The sequence below is a fragment of the Oceanobacter kriegii DSM 6294 genome, from assembly GCF_000422845.1.
GTDB classification, from domain to species: Bacteria; Pseudomonadota; Gammaproteobacteria; order Pseudomonadales; family Oceanobacteraceae; genus Oceanobacter; species Oceanobacter kriegii.
In genome coordinates this window covers 1-21,663 of sequence record NZ_AUGV01000027.1, presented here as the reverse complement: position 1 = coordinate 21,663, position 21,663 = coordinate 1, and the positions used below count along the sequence as shown (strand labels likewise).

20 protein-coding genes are annotated in these 21,663 nt (G+C 54.9%); 6 read left to right on the top strand and 14 right to left on the bottom strand.

All coding sequences use genetic code 11. The features are described 5' to 3' along the window. Positions 1-377 precede the first annotated feature (377 nt). From G516_RS22395 to ilvY, 4 genes are all read right to left on the bottom strand, one after another. Positions 378-986, bottom strand: coding sequence for a protein-methionine-sulfoxide reductase heme-binding subunit MsrQ (locus tag G516_RS22395; RefSeq protein WP_036536380.1), 609 nt, complete (start codon positions 984-986; stop codon positions 378-380). Between the two features lie 10 nt (positions 987-996). Further along, a complete protein-coding gene (gene msrP, locus G516_RS0112820) occupies positions 997-2,007 on the bottom strand; it encodes a protein-methionine-sulfoxide reductase catalytic subunit MsrP (RefSeq protein WP_028293990.1) in 1,011 nt (336 codons plus the stop codon). A gap of 224 nt (positions 2,008-2,231) precedes the next feature. Further along, positions 2,232-3,038, bottom strand: a complete 807-nt coding sequence (gene pssA / locus G516_RS22390) for a CDP-diacylglycerol--serine O-phosphatidyltransferase (protein ID WP_051219404.1) — start codon at positions 3,036-3,038, stop codon at positions 2,232-2,234. A 103-nt stretch (positions 3,039-3,141) separates the two neighbouring features. Then, entirely contained in the window at positions 3,142-4,017 is an 876-nt protein-coding gene (ilvY, locus tag G516_RS0112810; protein WP_028293989.1) for an HTH-type transcriptional activator IlvY, read from the bottom strand. Between the two features lie 215 nt (positions 4,018-4,232). Between ilvY and ilvC the strand changes: the two genes are divergently transcribed. After that, a complete protein-coding gene (gene ilvC, locus G516_RS0112805) occupies positions 4,233-5,723 on the top strand; it encodes a ketol-acid reductoisomerase (RefSeq protein WP_028293988.1) in 1,491 nt (496 codons plus the stop codon). 154 nt (positions 5,724-5,877) lie between these two features. Here the strand turns inward: ilvC and G516_RS22385 are convergent, their stop codons facing one another. Beyond that, complete coding sequence (locus G516_RS22385) at positions 5,878-6,777, bottom strand: LysR family transcriptional regulator (protein WP_051219405.1); 900 nt, start codon at positions 6,775-6,777, stop codon at positions 5,878-5,880. Positions 6,778-6,909: 132 nt separating this feature from the next. On the opposite strand from G516_RS22385, the gene G516_RS0112795 reads away from it, so the two are divergent. Continuing rightward, complete coding sequence (locus G516_RS0112795) at positions 6,910-7,578, top strand: glutathione S-transferase family protein (RefSeq protein WP_028293987.1); 669 nt, start codon at positions 6,910-6,912, stop codon at positions 7,576-7,578. Between the two features lie 100 nt (positions 7,579-7,678). Here the strand turns inward: G516_RS0112795 and G516_RS0112790 are convergent, their stop codons facing one another. Further along, a complete protein-coding gene (locus G516_RS0112790) occupies positions 7,679-8,401 on the bottom strand; it encodes a hypothetical protein (RefSeq protein WP_028293986.1) in 723 nt (240 codons plus the stop codon). A gap of 1 nt (position 8,402) precedes the next feature. Continuing rightward, positions 8,403-8,663: a glutaredoxin family protein gene (locus G516_RS22380; protein ID WP_211225116.1), complete on the bottom strand. Its 261-nt coding sequence runs from the start codon at positions 8,661-8,663 to the stop codon at positions 8,403-8,405. Between the two features lie 306 nt (positions 8,664-8,969). Between G516_RS22380 and G516_RS0112780 the strand changes: the two genes are divergently transcribed. Beyond that, positions 8,970-9,992, top strand: coding sequence for an AraC family transcriptional regulator (locus G516_RS0112780; protein ID WP_169449540.1), 1,023 nt, complete (start codon positions 8,970-8,972; stop codon positions 9,990-9,992). Positions 9,993-10,021: 29 nt separating this feature from the next. Here the strand turns inward: G516_RS0112780 and G516_RS0112775 are convergent, their stop codons facing one another. The 6 genes from G516_RS0112775 to lepB form a co-directional block, all read right to left on the bottom strand. After that, a complete protein-coding gene (locus G516_RS0112775; RefSeq protein ID WP_028293984.1) occupies positions 10,022-10,579 on the bottom strand; it encodes an NUDIX domain-containing protein in 558 nt (185 codons plus the stop codon). 69 nt (positions 10,580-10,648) lie between these two features. Continuing rightward, complete coding sequence (rrtA, locus tag G516_RS23970; protein ID WP_051219403.1) at positions 10,649-11,275, bottom strand: rhombosortase; 627 nt, start codon at positions 11,273-11,275, stop codon at positions 10,649-10,651. A 28-nt stretch (positions 11,276-11,303) separates the two neighbouring features. Further along, positions 11,304-13,166: a M6 family metalloprotease domain-containing protein gene (locus G516_RS0112765; RefSeq protein ID WP_169449539.1), complete on the bottom strand. Its 1,863-nt coding sequence runs from the start codon at positions 13,164-13,166 to the stop codon at positions 11,304-11,306. A 290-nt stretch (positions 13,167-13,456) separates the two neighbouring features. Continuing rightward, entirely contained in the window at positions 13,457-13,813 is a 357-nt protein-coding gene (locus G516_RS22370; RefSeq protein WP_051219402.1) for a glutaredoxin family protein, read from the bottom strand. A gap of 235 nt (positions 13,814-14,048) precedes the next feature. Next, complete coding sequence (locus tag G516_RS24715; protein WP_156879039.1) at positions 14,049-14,156, bottom strand: disulfide bond formation protein B; 108 nt, start codon at positions 14,154-14,156, stop codon at positions 14,049-14,051. A 153-nt stretch (positions 14,157-14,309) separates the two neighbouring features. Next, positions 14,310-15,092, bottom strand: coding sequence for a signal peptidase I (lepB, locus tag G516_RS0112750; protein WP_028293982.1), 783 nt, complete (start codon positions 15,090-15,092; stop codon positions 14,310-14,312). Between the two features lie 264 nt (positions 15,093-15,356). Here lepB and G516_RS0112745 point away from each other — a divergent pair, with 264 nt between their 5' ends. Continuing rightward, positions 15,357-17,513 (top strand): bifunctional metallophosphatase/5'-nucleotidase, encoded by a 2,157-nt coding sequence (locus G516_RS0112745; RefSeq protein WP_028293981.1) that lies wholly within the window; start codon positions 15,357-15,359, stop codon positions 17,511-17,513. 96 nt (positions 17,514-17,609) lie between these two features. On the opposite strand, the gene G516_RS0112740 is transcribed toward G516_RS0112745, so the two are convergent. After that, entirely contained in the window at positions 17,610-18,944 is a 1,335-nt protein-coding gene (locus G516_RS0112740; RefSeq protein WP_028293980.1) for a deoxyguanosinetriphosphate triphosphohydrolase, read from the bottom strand. A 398-nt stretch (positions 18,945-19,342) separates the two neighbouring features. On the opposite strand from G516_RS0112740, the gene G516_RS0112735 reads away from it, so the two are divergent. Together G516_RS0112735 and G516_RS0112730 are read left to right on the top strand one after the other, a co-directional pair. Beyond that, positions 19,343-19,609, top strand: a complete 267-nt coding sequence (locus G516_RS0112735) for a DUF4212 domain-containing protein (RefSeq protein ID WP_028293979.1) — start codon at positions 19,343-19,345, stop codon at positions 19,607-19,609. 28 nt (positions 19,610-19,637) lie between these two features. Continuing rightward, complete coding sequence (locus G516_RS0112730) at positions 19,638-21,419, top strand: sodium:solute symporter family protein (RefSeq protein WP_028293978.1); 1,782 nt, start codon at positions 19,638-19,640, stop codon at positions 21,417-21,419. Positions 21,420-21,663 lie beyond the last annotated feature (244 nt).

The window sequence follows — 21,663 nt, the reverse complement described above, 5'->3', positions numbered from 1 at the left end:
TCAGTTAAACAACACAGAACCGAACTTCTCAACCAACTCAAGAAGCGAAACAACAACCTCTCAAATCGTGCGGCGCATTATAGAGCGCCAAATCTTCTTGTCAAGCAATCATTTTCAAGCAACTTAAGAAAAGTCATTTAAAAACAAATACTTACAACCGAAACACTCAGCAACAAAACCGAGCACCTCGAACAAAGGCGGCGAATAATACGCGATTAACCGAAGCGGTCAACACCTTAGTGAAGATTTATTTCAAGGACCGCAGCGGCTAAACACGCTGTTTTCCTTGCTCTTCTCTGCCTGAGCAGCGAAGAGGCGCGCATAATACCGGCGTGACATTTCAGGTCAATCATTTTTGTAAATAATTTACAAAGCTGTCATATCTTTGTCTTGATGCGCTTGTTCAGAACAAAAAATGCACGCTCCAGCAGCAAAATGGCCATCAGGGACGAATACAACACCGGCTCGAACCAGTTAGAACGAATTTGCAGCAGGTAATGAACCGCCACCAGCACGGCGACCACGTACGCAAGCTGGTGCAAGCGCTTCCAGCGCTTGCCCAGCTTGCGCTGCCAATACCGCAGCGACGTAAACGCCAGCGGTACCAATAGCGCCCAGCCGGCAAACCCGAAAGTGAGATATGGCCGTTCGATGATTTCAGATGCGATGTCTGCCCACTGCCATTCCAACAGGAAAGCCATATACGCCAACAGGTGCAGGGTTGCGTAGAAGAAGGCAAATAATCCGATCATGCGTCGGTGCATCATCAACCACGGCACGCCCCAACGTTTGAATGTGGATGCCGCTAACCCCAGCAACAGAAAGACAAACGTCCATGTACCGGTGAAGAAGACAATCGCCCTGCCCGGTTCAGGACCGAGCACATCCCATTCCCCCGACTGTAAACGGACGACCTTCCAGAGTATCCACCCCAACGGTAAGAGCGATCCGATGAACACCAACAGCTTGCGTATTGTTTTGTTCATAACGAATCCATCAATAGAACTTGCGCAGATCCATGCCGCTATAAAGGTTCGCCACTTCTTCGCCATACCCATTGAACATTTGGGTATCTATGCGGTTGGCGGACAAAAGACCACTGGGTAAACGACGCTCACTGGCTTGGCTCCAGCGTGGGTGATCAACCTTCGGATTGACGTTGGCATAGAAGCCATATTCGTTGGCAGCTAATTCACTCCAGGTGGTTTTAGGCTGTTCTTCAACAAAGCGGATACCAACAATGGACTTGATGCTCTTGAAGCCGTACTTCCACGGCACAACCAAACGCAGCGGTGCACCGTTCTGATTTGGCAAGACCTCGCCGTATAAGCCAACCGCCATGATAGTGAGTGGGTGCATGGCTTCGTCCATACGCAGGCCCTCGCGATAGGGCCAGTCGATCAAGGCAAATCGACTGCGCTGTTCGGGCATTTGTTGCTTGTCGACCAGGGTGATGAATTGCACGTACTTGGCAGACGACAGCGGTTTGAATCGTTTGAGCAGCTCCCCCAGTTCAAAACCAATCCACGGGATGACCATGGACCAGGCTTCGACACACCGTAGCCGGTAGATACGCTCTTCCAATGGCATGCCCTTGAGAATGTCCTCCAATGACAGCGTACCGGGATTTTCACAAGCGCCTTCAACCTTGACCGACCATGGATCGGTTATCAGCTTACTGGCGTACCGGGCCGGGTCGTCCTTGTCGTAGCCGAATTCGTAGAAGTTGTTGTAGTTGGTGATGGCACTGTAGGGAGCCGGGCTTTCATCTTTGCCCCATTGGGTATCCGAAGCCGAAGCGATCTGACGCTTTAGCCAGTCGGGGCCCTTATTGGTAGCAGGTTCATCACGACTGACCAGGGCATTGGAAGACGATGCTGCCCAGAGCCCCGCGCCAGCAATCGCCGCAGATGAGGCGGCCATGAATTTGCGACGACTGAGATAGGCACTGTGAGATGTGATCTCGGATGATTTTGGATCACTGGCTTTTGTTTTGCGGATCAGCATGGTCGACTCCGACAACTCAGATACGGGTTTGATACCTCATAGTCGAAGAAATCCGCGGCTTCTTACAAGTTTGTCTGATTTATTTTGTTGATAGCCAGAAACTCAATACATGAGAGCCCCAGGGAATATGACCCCCAACCCCACCTCACCCCCTGGCAGCAAGGCACAAAAAAGCCAGCGCGATGGCTGGCTATTTTGGTCTGAATTTGATGCCGATATCGGGATCAGGCTTTCTTGCGCTTGCGGAAGAACTTCACCCAGACCTCGAACACAGGCCCGGACATGGAGTAAGCAAAGAAGAAGAACAGCAGCACTTTGGCCGGGTCGATGGACACCACTACAAAGACAAGCACCACGGCCAGCAGGGCAACAAACGGCACCTTGCCTTTCAGGTCCAGGCCTTTGAAGCTGTTGTAGCGCACGTTGCTGACCATCAGCAAACCGGCAACCGGTACCAGCACCGCCATCAACCAGGCCACATCGGCACCCGCAACACCGGAATCGGTGAACATCCAGACCGTACCGGCGACCAATGCTGCCGCTGACGGGCTGGCCAAACCGGTAAAGAAATTTTTGTCGGCCACCGCCAGCTGGGTATTGAAACGCGCCAGTCGCAGCGCCGCACAGGCGGCATAAACAAACGCCGCAACCCAGCCAATCTTGCCGAGGTCTTGCAGTGCCCAACAGAAAGCGACCAGTGCCGGTGCCATACCAAACGACACCATGTCAGACAGGCTGTCGTACTCGGCACCAAAATCACTCTGGGTATTGGTCATGCGAGCCACACGGCCGTCGAGCCCGTCCAGAATCATGGCAATAAAAATGGCGATAGCGGCTTTCTCGAAGCTGCCGTTCATGGCAGCAACGATGGCGTAAAAGCCGGAGAACAATGCCGCTGTGGTGAACAGGTTCGGCAACAGGTAAATGCCCTTGCCTCCTTTCCAGCCACCCTTGCGTGGTGGCCGTTCGTCACAGGACTGCTGCTGTTCGGCAGCGTTGGAATCTTCTTGCGATTGATGTAACGGCTTCATGGATATTCTTGATCCTCAGTTATACCACCAGACCGCCAGGCTCCTGATTTTCCGGAACAGATGTCACGGACGGCTGGTTCAATAAGCGACCTATTATGCGCGATCAGTCAAACGCTGTCTTCCACAGCGCCTGAATCAACGGTTCATTGAGTCGATGGGAATGGGAGCACAGACCAATCAAAAACGACTCCAGTTCAGGCTGAACCGACATTACCCGAACCCTCGATGCCACTGGACTGTTACGAACGACCAGTTCCGGCACCACACCGACCCCTACTCCCAGCGCTACCATACTGACAATGGCTTCGTTACCCGCCACCTGTGCATAAATGTGCGGTTCGATCTGGCGGTCGGCAAACCACTTGTCGACCCTGGAGCGCGCCAAGCCACCGGATGACAGCACCATGGGGACTTCTGACCAATCCGGCTCACCGCGAGTCAGCGCCGGAATCACCGCCATATTACGCGGTGCAATAAAAATCAGCGGGCTTGAAGTCAAGGCGCGAAAGGTTAAGCCCTGCTCCAGGGTTTCAGGACGAGCGGCTACCACCACATCGGCTTCCCCCGACATTAACCGGGGAATCGACTCCGCGGCGTCGCCGGTAAGGATATTGAGGTCAACATTGGGATACTGTTCCCGAAAGCGTGACAACAAATCCGGCAACACCGAAAAACTGGCGGTCACCGAACAAAACAGGGTCAGCTGCCCGGACAAGTCGCTGACTCCGGTATTGACCTCGTTGCGCAGGGTTTGCCAGTCGAACAGGGTGTGCTCGGCATGCTGGCGAAAGCGTTCACCGGCAATGGTCAACTCCAACGGCGAACTGTCGCGCAGCATCAACACCGCCCCTACATCTTGCTCCATACGGGACAGCCGTCGGCTCAACGTCGATGGACTCATATGCAGAAGCTCGGCAGCACGGCCCAGGTGCAGGGTTGACGCCAACGTCAAAAAGGCGTGCAAGTCTTTGTAATCCATACGGTTTCGCTCTGTCTGGCGGAGCCCGCTGAGGGGCCGGAACGTTCAATGACGCTTCGTTGCAAAAAATGCAACACAAGAACGCAAATATAGCATTTTACGCAACGCTCTGGTTGTCCTACCATGCTGCGCGTCTATATAAGGAAGTCGCAATCAGTACATTCTATTGGTTTGACTTCCACCTTAATTGAACACCCCATATGAGGAATCGTCGCATGGGTAACAACTACTTCAATACGCTGAACCTGCAGCAGAAGCTGGACCAACTGGGCCGTTGTCGTTTCATGGATCGCGAAGAATTCGCATCCGAAGCTGAATTCCTGAAAGGCAAGAAAGTTGTCATCGTTGGTTGTGGTGCTCAGGGCCTGAACCAGGGTCTTAACATGCGCGATTCCGGTCTGGACGTTTCCTATGCCCTGCGTGCTGCGGCGATCGAAGAAAAGCGTCAGTCCTGGAAAAACGCTTCCGAAAACGGTTTCACCGTTGGTACTTACGAAGATCTGATCCCAACTGCAGACCTGGTCATGAACCTGACTCCGGACAAGCAGCACACTGACGTGGTTAACACCGTTATGCCACTGATGAAAGAAGGCGCTTGCCTGGGTTACTCCCACGGCTTCAACATTGTTGAAGAAGGCATGCAGGTTCGTGAAGACCTTACTGTTGTTATGGTTGCCCCTAAGTGCCCGGGTTCCGAAGTACGTGAAGAGTACAAGCGTGGTTTCGGTGTTCCTACACTGATCGCTGTTCACCCTGAAAACGATCCAAAAGGTGAAGGCTGGGATATCGCCAAAGCATGGGCTGCCGCTACCGGTGGTCACCGCGCGGGCTGTCTGGAATCTTCCTTCGTTGCCGAAGTTAAGTCTGACCTGATGGGCGAGCAGACCATCCTGTGCGGTATGCTGCAGACTGGCGCGATCCTGGGCTTCGAGAAAATGGTTGAAGACGGTATCGACGAAGGCTACGCAGCCAAGCTGATCCAGTACGGTTGGGAAACTGTGACTGAAGCGCTGAAGTACGGCGGCATCACCAACATGATGGACCGTCTGTCCAACCCGGCCAAGATCGAAGCGTTCGACATGGCTGAAGACCTGAAAGAACTGATGCGCCCGCTGTTCCGCAAGCACCAGGCTGACATTATCGAAGGCGAATTCTCCCGCACCATGATGGAAGACTGGGCCAACGGTGACGCAAACCTGCTGAAATGGCGTGAAGAAACTGCCGAAACCGGTTTCGAAAAAGCACCAGCTTCCGACGTTGAAATCGACGAGCAGGAATACTTCGACCACGGCATCATGCTGGTTGCCATGATCAAGGCGGGTGTAGAACTGGCGTTCGAATCCATGGTTGAGTCCGGTATCGTTGAAGAGTCTGCTTACTACGAGTCTCTGCACGAAACCCCACTGATCGCCAACACCATCGCTCGTCGTAAGCTGTACGAGATGAACGTTGTGATCTCCGACACTGCTGAATACGGTAACTACCTGTTCTCCCACGCTGCAGTGCCTCTGCTGCGTGAGAAGTTCATGCCGCACATCAGCACTGACGTGATCGGTAAAGGTCTGAACGTTAAGTCCAACTCTGTGGACAACGCTCGTCTGATCGAAGTGAACGACGCTATCCGTAACCACCCGGTTGAGTGGGTTGGTGCCGAGCTGCGTGGCTACATGACTGACATGAAGCGTATCGTTGAAGCTTCCAAGTAAGTTTTAACGCTGCTTGCAGTCTGACTTTTGGTTCGGGTTCGCCTGAGCCAACCGTCATCAGAAAACCCGCTTCGGCGGGTTTTTTGTTGTCTGGCGTTTGGCTGTTGATAAAAACCCAAGCAAACCGTCGTTAGGTTTATCCCGCCTTTTTAACTCATCCGGTCTTCTTGACAACAGCCTCTGTTCTTCCATCTTGCTGCTGCATCTGCTGATGAAACGCCCGGCTGATTTCCGCTGCCGTCTTGTGGCCAAACAGCGAATGGGTATGCGTACCCAGTTGCAGCACGATATCCACCGACGGCAATACCGGCAGTTGCTGGTGTTCTCGTAGGTCAAACTCGTAAATGCCTTCGGTCATGGAGCTGCGGGCCATGGCGGTAATGCCCATGCCTTTTTTCAACAGCGATTTGATGGTGGTAGCACTTTGGGTGGCGCACACCAGATCGTAGGGACGGCCGAGTTTATCCATGCCATCGATAGCGGCCGTGTGAAATTTGCAGGTGGCTTCGTACAGAATCAAAGGCACCTTGTCGGCGTCCAGCAACTGTGGATAACCACCGTGCATCCAGACGCCAACGTCCTGATGCAGCAAGTAACCTTCTTCCTGATCGGGAGCACTCGTCAGAATAGCGGCGTCGATGCTGCCGGCACTCAACAGCCGACGTAACTCACCGCTGTGGTCGCAATGAACCTGAAAGCCGAGCTCCGGTAGCCGCTGGCGAATCAGGTGCAATAAACCGGACAACATGGACTCAGCGTAGTCATCCGGGCAGCCAATCCGCAGTGGTGACACCACCGCGCCACTGGCGAGCTGACCCATGGCTTCGTCGTGCATCACCAGAATCCGGCGGGCGTAGCTGGCCAGCATACGACCCTGATCGGTCAAAGCGACGTTGCGGCCTTGTTTCTGGAACAGCGGCTGGCCGATGTCAGACTCGAGTTTTTTCATCTGCATGCTGACCGCGCTCTGGGTTCGGAACACCCGAGCGGCCGCTTGGGTGAAAGAACCGGTTTCAATAAAGGCAACAAAGCTGCGCAAGGCATCGATATCCACAACCACACCTATTAGAAAGTCTGATGAATTCCATGAGAACGATTCGATAGTCTCACAGGTTGTCCGCAGGCACACTGACCACCAGCTCAAAAACAAACAGCGAATATCCCAAAACGAACAAAGGATGCTCTGATGGAATTACTGATCGGCAACAAGAACTACTCCACCTGGTCCCTGCGTGGCTGGCTGATGTTGAAAGCCTGGGACATCCCATTCAGCGAACAACAGTTCGTGCTGGATACCGATGACTTCCGTGCCCAGCTGGCGAAATATCCACAAGCGGCAGGCAAAGTACCGCTGTTGATCGATAACAAGGATGGCGACGAACTGCTGGTGTGGGACTCTCTGGCAATCTGCGAATACATCAATGAGCAGTATCTGAATGGCAAAGGCTGGCCTGCCAGTGCCGCGGATCGCGCACGTGCTCGTTCGGTGGCCGCTGAAATGCACTCAGGCTTTGAAGCCATTCGCAACGAACTGCCGATGAACCTGCGTGCCCGACGCAAGGTTGTGCTGTCTGAAGCCGCGCACAAGAACATCGCTCGCATCAACCAACTGTGGAACGATCTGCGTGAAGCCTACAAGGCACAGGGGCCGTATCTGTTTGGTGAGTTCAGCATCGTCGATGTGATGTTCTCGCCGGTGGTGTTCCGATTCCCGAGCTATGGCATCACGCTTGATCCAATTGCCGAGGAATATGCAGAAACCCTGCGTCATCACCCTGCCATGCAGGAGTGGCTGGAGCTGTCGAAGTTGGAAACAGATATCGTCAACAAGGATGAAGCCGGGGAAGACATCTGACGGTGCAGTGCGAAGACAGGCTGTGCACCAGAAGAGTCGACGCCAGTGACTGATCTTGTGTCACTGGCGTTCGATCAGGGCGGCTCAATAGAGCCCGAGATCACTCAATGATGCGGCAGTTGCCCCAATCACAACGCAGCAGCAAGGATTGATTGCTGTCACAGCTGGCCATGTAAACTTCTTCTGGCCAGTTGTTGCGCAACAGGGTGACGTCCGCGCCCGGGCAGGCATAGCGTTTGGCCAGCTTTTCGACCACGTAGAATGAGCGGCCGTATTCCTTACCGGTCTGGCGTTCGATGGACGCTTTACGCAGCATCAGCGCGTCGCCCTTCATGTCCTTGAAGTGCTGCAATTCCAGCAGTTGCTGGTATGTACCTTCACGGTCAGACAAGTCGTAATCGCCCGCCTTGTAACGATCCAGCTCGGAAAGACACACAGACTCACGGTTGGAGGTGCTGGCCAGCGCGGCATTCACTTCGGCTTCGGCGGTTTCAACCACGCCCCAGGTCAATGCCATAGCAACCCGAGCACCGGTGTGCTGACGCTTGTCGGTGACCGTCACCATGTCCCACGCCAGGCCGTAGTCGGCACTCTCCACCAGATTGCCATTGCGACGCCACCAGGCGGTACGCGCCACATCCGCGGCTTTTTCGGCACGGGCACTGACTTCCGAGCAGGAGTCCGCCCAGGTACGCATGCGAGTATCTGCCTGCAAGGCGTCATAAATCGCATCCCCCTTGGGAGACAAGGGACTGGAGGCACAGCCCACCAGCGTCAGTAGCCCGGCCGCCACTGCGGCGCGCGAAATAAATCCAGAAACCATCCTACAAATCCTCTTTGCATGATTGATGTTGGGTCAGCCACTCAAGCAGTTGAGCACCGTTAAAAGGCCATGATAATTCACTACCGCACGCGTCATGCCGCAATACCGGAATGTGAATACCGTAATTTTCAACCAAACGCTCGTCCTCGGCGATATCTTGCTGCCATACTGGCTCAGCAAAGTGGCCAGCGGACTGGAGGATCAGTTGCTCGGCGATGTCACATAAATGACACCCTTCTGTACCAAAAAGAGTGAAGCTCACAATTAACTCTTGAAAAGATTCTCATCAGGGAACAGCATTACGGATCAAAAATAAACCCTTGATTAACAAGGTTCCCTTTGAATAATGATGCGTCAAGTTTCGTATCTGATGTGAATCAGGTCAAATCCTGGCGACTCTTCTGGGGTGTTAATTTTGAACCATCGACTACTATTAACTGGCAATTGTGTTAGTAATATGGTTTTTATGGTCGACATTTAAACCAAAGTCGACGGCGACAAGCAGTATACCGGAGCATCGAAGTACATCATGAGGCCACAACAAGGATACCTGGCAGCACTCGTTCTCTTGCCTTTGCATCAAATTCTGTCGAATCAGAATCGTGATCGATTGGCCGCACAGACCAATCGCATCATTCAGGAGCAACCTCCGTTGATCAAAGCGGAAGACGTGGATCTGCTATTGGACGATCTGGTCGCTGCCCACAGCGAGCCCGGCTGCTGTGTGCTGGCACCGTTACGATTCGATCCTTACGTGTCTGGCCCTCTGCATCACCTGTTCCTGTGCAGCAACACCCTCCGCGAAGGCCTCTTCTACCTGGAAAAATACGCGCCCTTACTGTCGGAGCAAATGACCGTCACGGTAACGCGCAGCCGCATGGGGCCGTTGCGGGTGAAGCTGGAAATGAAAGAAGCCATCAACAGCGACCTCGATCGCTGGCGCATGGAGCTTGTCATTGCCACCCTGCTGAGCTGGTTCCGCCAGCTGTGCGGCTCTCGCCTCAGTATTATTCGCATTGGCTTGCCCTGGGAAGCACCGGAATACGCCAACCTGTACGAACAGCAATGGCAAACCGAGACCCGCTTCAATTTTGATGTCTGCACTCTGGAGTTGAATCAGGACAGCCTTGATCTGGGTTTGCACCACACCAACCCCAACATTACCCAAATGATGAAACGGGAAGTTGAGCTACAGCATCGTAAGCTGGTGCGTGCCGGTTCGTTGTCGGATCACATCAGCAAAGCGCTGAGCAATGGTCAACTACCGCTTTCCTCCACCCAGCAAACCATTGCCGACCATTTCAATATCAGCACCCGCACCCTCAACCGCCACTTGCAGCGCGACGATACCTCGCTGAAACAGCTGGTGACACAGGCACGGCTCGAGCAAGCCAAGCAGCAGTTGATGACGACTTCGGCGTCGATTGATGACATTGCGGTGCGGTTAGGCCTGTCGGGCCGACGGGCACTGGATCGGATTTTTCAGAAGAGCCTGGGTATCAGCCCGGCGCAATTCCGTTCTGACACCTATCGCCCGAGTCTGGGCGGTCAGCAGGATGGCAACGGCTCACTCAAGAAGACCGCTAACTAGGGTCCTCTGATTCAGAGTAGCCCTGAAAATCAGGCGAGTCCCAACAAGCGGGCTCGTTGAATCACCGCCACACTGACCAAGTCGGTGATGCGACCGTCCAGCGTCATGGCCAATACCTCATCAAATGGCAAACGTTGAATGGCCAGCTCTTCGGTATCGTCAAACTCGGTATCGCCCTGCTCCAGCCCTTCGGCCAGAAATCCCCAAGCTTGCTCGTCAGTGATGCAATTACTGACATGGTAATGGCCCAGCCCCTGCCAACTGGATGCCGACAGCCCTGTTTCTTCCCGCAACTCCCGTCGTGCAGCCTCTAACGGCTGTTCGTCCTTGGGACAACCGCCCATCGGCAGTTCCCAACTGTATTCATCCAGAGGAAAACGGTGCTGACCCACCAGCCAGGTATCGCCATTGTCGGCCAGCGGCAAGACGGCTACGGCACCGCCTTTGAAGGACACCGTGCCATAGATGCCGGTTTTACCGGTCGGTGCGGTGACGTCGTGATGATCGACCTTGATCCACGGATTCTCATACACCGTGTGTTGCTGTTGAATGGTCCACGGACCGCGGCGGTGATTCTTGCTGCTCATGTTTCTGGGCTCATGCTGCTGTTCCAAGGCTGCTCTCCCGCTCCGGGCTCATCAATTGGCACTACTGAGTCAGTGCTCGTGAGCGTGACGTCCCGAAGGGTGAAAAAACTGCCGCCAGCCTGACACAAGCAGCAAGGCAGTACCACCCGCCAACACCCCCAGTAAATGCGCCCGGGCTTCCACCCGACCGCCAATCAGCTCTACCATCGCCATGTCGTTGTACCAATCGGTTTGTTCCCACAACACCTTGGCGACCAGCACCGCCGCAAAGCCAATGGCAAATCGACGACTGTAATAGACCGACCAAAACGGCATCACCAGCAACACGCCATGCAAGGCACCGGAGAAACCGGAGTAACGCTGTAGCTCGTCCGCGAACCACCACAGACCGGTTCCAACCCATAAGCTGCACCACACCACCAACAGCAATACTCGCCAGAACGCAGCAGATGCCCCCAAAAGCCAGGCTGCCAGCAACCAGCCACCGACATTGCCAAACGCGTGAAACCAGGACAGATGCACCAGATTGGCCGTCAGCAGCCGCCAATATTCTCCCTCTTGAATGTCGCTGCGATGAAACTCCAACCATTGGGCCGAAGCCGGTTCCATCCACACCAGCAATAGCAGTAAAAAACTGAACAGCAGCCAGGGCAGGTACGTGCGTACCCCACCATGCGATGGAATGTGGACGCTCATTAACAATAATCCTTGGGGGAGAAAGGTATCAGCGCTGCACTCTAGAACGACGCTTACCCAGCAGCAAGCCGAGGCTTATTAAGATAAGTAAATAGCCGGAACCGCCGCCGGAGGAACCGCTGTCAGACGAGCCCGAAGACCCCGAGTCTGTTGGTTCTTCCTCGTTCTCAGGCATGGCTGCCAGTTCCGGGTCGATGCGATAGAGCCCCTTGATGTTGGCGTCCATACCGCTTTCAAAACGCACATATTGGGTTTTGTACCAGGTATGGCCAGAGGGTTCGGTTGAAAGGTCGATACCGATGGAGCCACTGGAGCCATTGTGAACCAGTCGGATGGCAATCATATCGGTGAATTGGGAAGCTGCGATGGCACCAAACGACACCCGGTTCCAGCCCACTTCGAGCTCAACCGTGCGCGTGGCGCGAGTGACGTAGTTGGGTTGGCCAGCAAGGCGGGAATCCAGCCGCACGGTCATGGTGCCGGCGCCAGTGGCGTAGATATCCGCCCCTTCAAAGGTGGCCAGTTGGCTCAGGTTGGTCACCGGAAATTCAACGATCAAGTCGACTTCACTGGATGGGTTCCAGCTGGCGTCCCCGGTGGTCTGGTCATAGCCCACCGAACGGCCATTGCCTTCAGTGAAGCGTTCCAGCCGCAAAGCGGTTGAGTCATCGATCGACTGCCCGGATACCACGGCCAGCAACTCACTGCCGCTGATGTCGTAAATGCTTTGGTCGGCAATCAGCTCGTCATCGCCGTATTCCACCGAGTCGACAATAAAGGATACCCCGTTGCTGCTTTGATTGGTGGTGGCCGACAACCGCTGCAGACGGTCATTCACCCGGGTCACCAGCACACTGCTTTGTGGCAGCGACTCGTCGTAGCCGGTTTGGGTGCGATACTCGAGTAACACCCGTTCGCCATGCTGGTATTCATCCACCGGAATTTCCAGTGCCACCGCTTCAGAGGAAGCACTGTCGACCTGCCACTCGGTAACACCCGTTTCAACCTGATCCGTTTGCAGGAAACCGGAGCGGTCCTTCGACCAGGCCATCATGTTGGACGGCGAATCACCCGCATCGGCAAGGCCATTCCAGCCACCCAGGCTCATCAAGCCCCAACGGTCGACGCCACTGGCCGTACCGGTGCTGGTGTACAAGTCTGGCAGGCCCAACAGCAAGTGACCCAACTCGTGGCAAATCACACCAATGGTAGCCAGGTGCTGTTCGTGACGTTCGCCAAACATGACGTAGCCGTTTAAAAGTACGTCATCCAGATACAAGGCGCCGAAACTGGTTTGGTGAGCCCACACCCGCGGCCGGCTGGTCGCAGAACCCAAATAGGCATTTTCGTAGCCCGCCACAATAAAGACGATGCCCAGCTCAGCCGCCACTACAAAACCATCGCCATTGGTATCGAAGTCCGACATATCCAACAGCCCCTGATCGTGAACCGCCATCAGCGCGTCCGTTGCCAGGTTGGCACTGCTGCCGCCGCCAACGTAAAAGCCAAAATCCGGGTGCTCGTAGTCGAGGCTGACATCAATCACCGGCTGATCGGGCAATGCAGGTTCCATCTGCATGCTGCCGTAAGAGTTGTCACGGTAATAACTTGCAACGCTGCCGCTGCTGCCGAAAAAACGTTCTTCAAGCTGCTGCTGGCTGTAGTTGGCCTGGATATCGGTGAAGCTGACGCGGATCACCAGCAGCTTTTGCACAGTGCGGGTGCCAGTGGTCGACATGATCGACGACAGTCGTGCCTGGGACGCCGTCACCGCTGCCTGACGTTGTTGTTCAACGGCGGTTTCAGTACTGACGGCCATGGCGGTGTCGGTAGAAGACGCTTGATGACGCAACGCTGCTGGAGCGATGTCACCGCCAACAGCAGCAGGCAAGGTTGCCTGCGCCAGAGAGCCGAACAGCGCAAGAAAGGACGCAATAAAAAAACAAAGGAATAAACGGAGAGAACGCACCAAGCGCATGGCAATAGCCTGTGAAAAGGGGGAACTCTCACAAGTCTAGTTTGCTAACAAGGGTTACGCTGGCCGTTGCAACAACACACTACGAACCTGACCAACCGTTCACCAGAAGTTACAGACGGTAACGGATAAATCTATCAGGTGTGCTACTGCCCTATGAGCCCGCCCCAGAAAACGAACGGGCGTTAGCTAAGGACAGAAAAACGTCAGAAACGCTGGTTCAGAAAATCGACAATGGCTTGTGGGCTGTACAGCCATTCGGAGTCGGCTTGGCCGTCGATACGCAGGCATGGCACTCGAGGCGCACCGCCGCCACAAATCAATTCGTTGCGGTAGGCATCGACGCGCTCAACGTCTTTTTCCACCACCCGAAGTCCGAGCTTCTGGCAATGTCGACGTACCTGGATAGAGGCAGGACAGTGACGGGAAAAGTACAGATGCATACGTCTGGATTCGCGATCCAGCGTCGACTGGACGTGCGGCGCACGCACGACTGGCTTTACCGGAACTACGCGGTCTGCCCAATCGAATGCCATACCTTTCAGTTGACGAGCCAAATTCATAACTCAACGCCCTACCACGGAAAAACGGCCGCATTGTAGACCTGCTATTGCAAACGTCCACCCCTCGAAAGATGAAAAAATTACAACATTGCTTACGAAAAAGTGGATACATCTCAAGTACAGTGAAATTCACTAACCAAAATCACGCGTCAGAAGAATTTACTTACAAAAGCAAGGCGAAACGGACGTTTCGTGGTTTTGGGCATTCAGCAGACGATCAAAAGATCATCAGAATTCAGGCAGAAAGGTTCAGATAGGCCACGGAGGCCAGTGCCACCAGCATCAGAATGGTCATTCCCCAGCGGGAATAGATACAAACTCTACACGGTTTTTTGGTCGACATGACGGTTCCTTGTGCCAACGAGAAACATGCTGCTATCACTCATCATAGTCAATCTTCATAGCCAATCATTGACGGTTGCAGCATTTGACGGGGCCGGTAATGGCTCCGTCAAAGTGGACACTGTTTCGATGAATCAAACGATGAACAAAACGATCAATTAATCCAGGTATTGCGATCAAACGATGGAATATCGGTGAAGTTTTCCCAGTGCATCCAGATCGCTACCGCTTTACCGACGATGTTTTCTTCCGGCACAAAGCCCCACACCCGGCTATCGGCACTGTTTCCGCGGTTGTCACCCATCATGAAGTAATGGCCTTCAGGCACATCCCACTTCCCTTGCGGTCCAGTCATAACCATCATCTGGCCGTTGCTGCTGGCTTCCGGGCTAACCATCCACTGGATTTTGGCGGTGTGCTCACCAAGTTTTTCCTCAGCATAGAAGTTCAGAGGGCGGTAAACCGGCTCGCCACCCAATGGTGTGGTCTCGATCTTCTTACCATTAACGCTCAGCTGGCCGTCGTGAAATTCGATGTGATCCCCCGGCAAGCCGATCACCCGTTTGATGAAATAACGTGGATCTTCCGGCGGGAAGAACACCATCACGTCACCGCGCTCAGGCTCACCTACCGGGATCAGGGTAGTGCCCCAGACTGGCAGGCGCAGACCGTAGTCAAACTTGCTGACCAGAATAAAGTCGCCCTTGATCAATCCCGGCTCCATCGACGCCGATGGAATCTGAAACGGTTCGGCAATAAAGGAGCGCAGCACAAACACAATGGCCAGTACCGGGAAGAAGGATTTGCTCTGTTCAATCAGAAATGGCTCTTCGGCCTCCTGCTCGCGACGCTTGGCAAAGTAGAGCTTGTCAGCCAGCGCAACCAGGCCAGTGACAAAGGTGGCGATCATCAGGATCAAGGGAAAATCGATATTCATAAACGACAGCAGTCCGAGCCTACAGAAAAAAGGGAACGGGCATTCTAGCGACAGTGGCACACGCTGGCGACACCCGAACTGGTCAGACCCGTGCCAGAGCACAGAATTCCGGGCCGCTACGCGGGTTGGGCTTGATGAACAGGTAAAGAACGCAAACAGATCGTCAATTATTGTCATCGATTGGTCACTGTTTATTAACTACACAGTCATTTACGCCGCATAGCGTGGGACACCTTTTAAAGCCCTGTGAATAGAGGAAGTCCAATGCAAGCGTTCAAAATGTCCGCTCTCTCGCTGGCGGTATTGCTGGCAGCCTGTGGTAGCGATGGCGACGACGGCAGCACCGGCACTAATGGAAGCAACGGTCTCAATGCACTGACCAGCACCGAAACCCTGGCCGCTGGCAGCACCTGTACCAATGGCGGTATCACCATTCATACCGGCATCGATGCCAACGCCGATGGCGTACTGGCCAGCAGCGAAATCACTGCCAGCGAAACCCTCTGCAACGGCACCAGCGACCTGTTTGAACTGCAATTGCTGCACTTTGCCGATGTCGACGGCGGCCGCGACATCGTCGGCAACGTCAAATACTTCTCGGCACTGGTCGACACTTTCCGAGGCGAATACGACAACACCGTGCTGCTGAGCTCTGGTGACAACTGGATTCCTGGCCCGGACTACAGCGTTGCAGCCGACCTCTCCGAACAGCTGGGTAATGCCGCTGCCGGTCGTGCTCATGTTGCCTTCCTGAACGAACTGGGCGTGCAGGCATCGGCCTTTGGTAACCACGAATTTGACCTCGGCACCGCCGAAGTGGCCGGCTTGCTGGCGGCTGACGGCGACTGGCAAGGTGCACAGTTCCCATACCTGTCTTCCAACCTGGATTTCAGTGCATCCGACCTGAGCGCTCTGGTTGGCGAAGACGGCACTCCAGCCGCAGACCTGGCGGGTAAAGTCGCGGCGTCTACCGTGATTCGCGTGGGTGGCGAAGTGATTGGTGTGGTTGGTGCGACCACCCCAACACTGGCAACCATTTCCTCCCCGGATGGCATCACGGTGACGCCGGAAGACCACACCGACTACACCGCGCTGGCGGCCATTATTCAACAACACGTGAATGCCCTGACCGACGAAGGCATCAACAAGGTGGTGTTGCTGGCCCATATGCAGCAAATCGCCATCGAGAAAACACTGGCTCCGCTGCTGAGCGGCGTCGACATCATTGTTGCAGGCGGCTCCAACACCATTCTGGCCGACAGCAATGACCGCCTGCGTGACGGCGACAGCGCAGCCGACAGCTACCCGCTGGCGTTCACCAGCAGCACCAATGATCCGGTTCTGGTGGTTAACACCGACGGCGACTACACCTATCTGGGTCGTCTGGTGGTGAACTTTGACGAAGACGGCGTGATCGTTGAAGAACTGCTCAACGACAGCATCAACGGTGCCTACGCGGCTGATGAACAAGGCCTGCTGGAAAATGCCATTGCCGACGCCGACATGATCGACGGCGTGGTGACCTTGTCAGATGCCCTGCAAGCCGCACTGATTGACCGCGTTGGTACCGTGTTTGGTAAAACCGACGTTTACCTGAACGGCGAGCGTGGCTCCGTGCGTACCGAAGAAACCAACCTCGGTAACCTGACCGCTGAAGCCAACCTGGTGTATGCGCAGGCAACCGACGCTTCAGTAGCGATTTCCCTCAAGAACGGTGGCGGTATTCGCGCGGCCATTGGCAGCTGCAGCTACCCGGCCGGTTCCACCAATCCGGAAGACCTGACCTGTTCAGCACCTGCCGGTGTTGAAGGCGTCAACGAAGCTGGTGATATTTCACAGCTGGATATCGAAACCTCACTGCGCTTCAACAACAGCCTGGCGCTGATCACCGTGAACGGCGAACAGCTGAAAGAGATCGTTGAACACGCCGTTGCCGGTTGGGCCGAGGGTTCTACCCCGGGTTCCTTCGGTCAGGTTGCCGGTATTCGCTACAGCTTCGACCCGACTCAGGATGCTGGCTCCCGCATCGTTAATCTGGTGGTGCTGGACAGCGATGGCGCTGAAGCCGATGGCGATACCGTAGCCATCGTTGAAAACGGTGCACTGAATGCCACCGCAGCTACCCAAACCTTCCGTATGGTCACGCTGGGCTACCTGGGTACAGGCGGTGACGGCTATCCGTTCCCGTACACCGATGCCGCGGCAGACTTTGTTGATCTGGAAGAAGCGGGTGTTCAAAGCGGTGCTGCGACTTTCGCTGACAACGGCACCGAACAGGATGCCTTTGCAGAGTACCTGCTGGCCAACCACCCGACCGATGGCAGCAACAACTTTGCTGACGAAGACACCGATGCCGCCAACGACAGTGTGATTCAAAACCTGTCCGTGGTTGAAACCGACACGGTGCTGAGCAACGACTGAGCCTAGCTTCGGTAAATAAGCCGTGCTTCGGTAAATAAAAACCGGCGTAGCCATCTGGCTGCGCCGGTTTTTTTATCTGTCAGACACCGTTGCGGCTTACATCGTCGATGGAGGCCGATATCCAGCAAACTGTTTGGCCAGACTGGCCGCGTAGGAATCCGTCATGCCGGAAATAAAATCCAGCGTTCGCATGTAGCTGTCGTACAAGCTCCAGTCTGGCTGGGGGGCCGAGCCGCCCATCAATTCCAGCAAGCGGGCGTTGCGGAAAGTCGACCGCTTTTCCGTGGCGCATTCCCTGGCTGCGGTCAGAAACGCTTCCAGCAGCGTGCCAAGCGTTGAATAAGCACCAATCTCAATGGTCAGTTTGCGGCCATCCCGGAAAATACGTTCACGAGCCAATTGCTTGGCACTGGCAACCGCATGTTTCACCGCCGCGGGGCAATGCTGAATGATGTCGCCTTCCAACGTCCCGGCCAGTAGTGCCTGTTCGTTACGAATAAAACTGGCACTCACCGCTTGCACCATCACTTCCATGGCGTAGCCGCGCAGTACCTGCAATTTACGGCGATCTCCGTCTTCATTGGCGATGTCTTCTGACACTTGCTCCCACTGATCCTCTAGCAAGGGCGCCAACAGGTCTTCGACTTCCTGATAGCGCAACAGCCCTACTTCAACACCGTCTTCGAGGTCAATCAGGCCATAACAAATGTCGTCAGCGGCCTCGACCAGATACACCAGCGGATGTCGACACCAACGGTCTTCACCACGCTTGAGCAATCCCAGCGCACCTGCGACTTCCCGCAAGATAGGCAGCTCGGACTGGTAACAACCAAATTTCTTCGCCCGCCCCTGAATCACTTCCTCAACGCTCCAGGGGTATTTCAGAAACGAGCCCAGCGTGGCATACGTCAGCCGCATGCCGCCCTTGAAGCGGTTGTATTCCACCTGAGTCACCAGTCGCAGGCCCTGGGCGTTGCCTTCAAAGGTCATCAGGTCGTGCTTCTGATGATCGCTAAGGCCCTCCAGCAAGTGCTGATGTTTGTCTTCCATAAACCAGTGGCGGATGGCGTCCTCACCGCTGTGACCGTAAGGCGGATTACCAATGTCGTGGGCCAGACAGGCCGCCTGTACGACCGCCCCCAAATCACTGGCGTCCATACCATTCGGCAAACGCCCGGCAATGGCAGCGCCGACCATGGTACCCAGTGAACGTCCCACACAGCCCACTTCCAACGAGTGAGTCAGACGGCTGTGCAAGTGATCGTTTTCCGTCAGTGGGTGTACCTGGGTTTTGCGGTTCAAGCGCCGGAACGCCGACGAGAAGATGATGCGGTCGTAATCCTTGTGAAAGGGCGTGCGGCCCAGGTCCAACGCCAGCCGCGCCTGGGTTTCACCGAACCGCAACGGCGATAACAACTGCGACCATTGCATGCGGGGGGTGGCACTGTCGTTCACGTTCGCTCTCCTTGTTTTGCGTTCAGCACATGACGAGCCATCACAGTACCTCACCACGCAGACCCATCACACACGTACAGCCGTTAAATATCGTTGTGCAACAGGCTGCCCATAGTCAGAAATCCATTACAAGCCCGTAAATGGCCACTTCGACCAAGGTATAGAGCCCTTCCTCCAATTCTTAAAGCAATGATTTTCAAGGCATTTCGGGCCAACCCCAAAATATATCCGGGGTTTCCAAAGGGTTTATACCAAGGTCTATCTGTCGGTTTTCTGAGCGGAACTGCTAGGTTAAACACAGTCTGGAATATTCAGTTCCCTGTGGGTACCGAATAGCCCTGGATGCCTTAAGAATAAAAACATTAGGAGGGGTTATGGCTTTCAAGTCTGACGACGATAAAAAAGCCTACTGGCGCAAAAACATCAATCTGATGGTTGTGCTGTTGGTTATCTGGGCAGTGGTGTCGTACGGTTTCGGCATTCTTCTGCGTCCTGTTCTCGATGCAATTCCTGTCGGTGGTGTGGGTCTTGGCTTCTGGTTTGCCCAGCAAGGCTCGATCTATGTGTTCCTTGCCATCGTGTTCTTCTACGCCAAAAAAATGCGTGACCTCGACCGTGAATACGGCGTGGACGACGACTGATAACAAGAATTAAAACGAGGATACACCCATGGATTTGACGACCTTAACCTACATTGTTGTAGGTCTGACCTTCGCCCTGTATATGGGCATCGCGGTATGGGCCCGAGCGGGGACCACTGGCGAATTCTACGCAGCAGGCGGCGGTGTTCACCCGGTTGCCAACGGTATGGCCACCGCGGCCGACTGGATGTCTGCAGCTTCTTTCATCGGCATGGCCGGTTTGATTGCCTTCAAAGGCTACGACGCGTCCATCTTCCTGATGGGTTGGACCGGTGGCTACGTGCTGCTGGCGCTGTGTCTGGCTCCTTACCTGCGCAAGTTCGGCAAGTTCACTGTGCCTGACTTCATTGGTGACCGTTACTACTCCAAAACAGCCCGTATCGTGGCGGTTGTGTGTCTGATCGTTGCTTCCCTGACCTACGTAATCGGTCAGATGAAAGGCATCGGTGTGGCCTTCTCCCGCTTCCTCGATGTGGACTACGCGACTGGCCTGTACTCCGGTATGGGTATCGTATTCTTCTACGCCGTATTGGGCGGCATGAAAGGCGTAACCTACACCCAGATCGCGCAATACTGCGTACTGATCTTCGCTTACACCGTACCTGCCGTGTTCATTTCCCTGAACCTGACCGGTAACCCGCTGCCACAGCTAGGCTTCCTGTCCGACACCGCTGACGGTACACCGCTGCTGGTGAAACTGGATCAAACGCTGGTTGATCTGGGCTTTGCTGAATACACCGCTCAGAAAGGCGGCACCTTCAACATGATCATGTACACCCTGTCGCTGATGTTCGGTACTGCCGGTCTGCCACACGTGATCATCCGCTTCTTCACTGTACCGAAAGTATCCGATGCCCGTGTTTCTGCTGGCTGGGCACTGCTGTTCATTGCGATCCTGTACACCACAGCGCCTGCTGTTGGTTCCATGGCTCGTCTGAACCTGACCAACACCATCCAGAACCCTGCACTGGAAGTGGGTGACCCGGAAGCCAACCTGGTGTACGCCGAGCGTCCGGACTGGTTCAAGAACTGGGAAACCACTGGTCTGCTGCAGTTTGAAGACAAGAACGGTGACGGCCGTATCCAGTACTACAACGACAAGAACCCTGAATTCGCCGCCAAAGCGGCTGAGTTTGGCTGGGAAGGCAACGAGATGGTGAAAGTCGACCGTGACATCATGGTTCTGGCCAATCCGGAAATTGCTCAACTGCCTAACTGGGTAATCGCGCTGGTTGCTGCGGGTGGTCTGGCTGCTGCACTGTCTACTGCTGCGGGTCTGCTGCTGGCGATCTCTTCTGCCATCTCTCACGACCTGTTGAAGAGCACCTTCATGCCACACATCAACGAGAAGCAGGAACTGATGGCTGCGCGTCTGGCCATGGCCGGTGCGATTGCAGTAGCCGGTTATCTGGGTCTGAACCCACCGGGCTTTGCGGCTCAGGTGGTGGCATTGGCTTTCGGTCTGGCAGCATCGTCGATCTTCCCGGCACTGATGATGGGTATCTTCTCTTCCCGCATCAACAACACCGGTGCAGTAGCCGGTATGCTGGCAGGTCTGCTGTCCACGCTGGTGTACATCTTCACCTACAAGGGCTGGTTCTTCGTATCCGGTACCAACATGCTGCCTAACACACCAGACAACTGGTTCCTGGGCATTGCACCGGAAGCCTTTGGTGCTCTGGGCGCGCTGATCAACTTTGTGGTGGCCTTCGTGGTAACCAACATGACTGCACCAGTGCCAAAAGAGATTGAAGAAATGGTGGAAAGCATCCGCGTACCAAAAGGTGCCGGCGCTGCTCAGGATCACTGATCCACTGAACCACTCTGAAGCAACACCCTTGAAGCCCCGGCCAGTTTTGGTTGGGGCTTTTTTGTTGGTGGTTGGGATATGTTGGGAGTCAGGTGTCAGGTGTCAGGTGTCGGATGTCGGATGTCGGATGTCGGATGTCGGGTGTCGGATGTCGGGTGTCGGGTGTCGGATGTCGGGTGTCGGGTGTCGGGTGTCGGGTGTCGGATGTCGGATGTCGGATGTCGGATGTCGGATGTCGGATGTC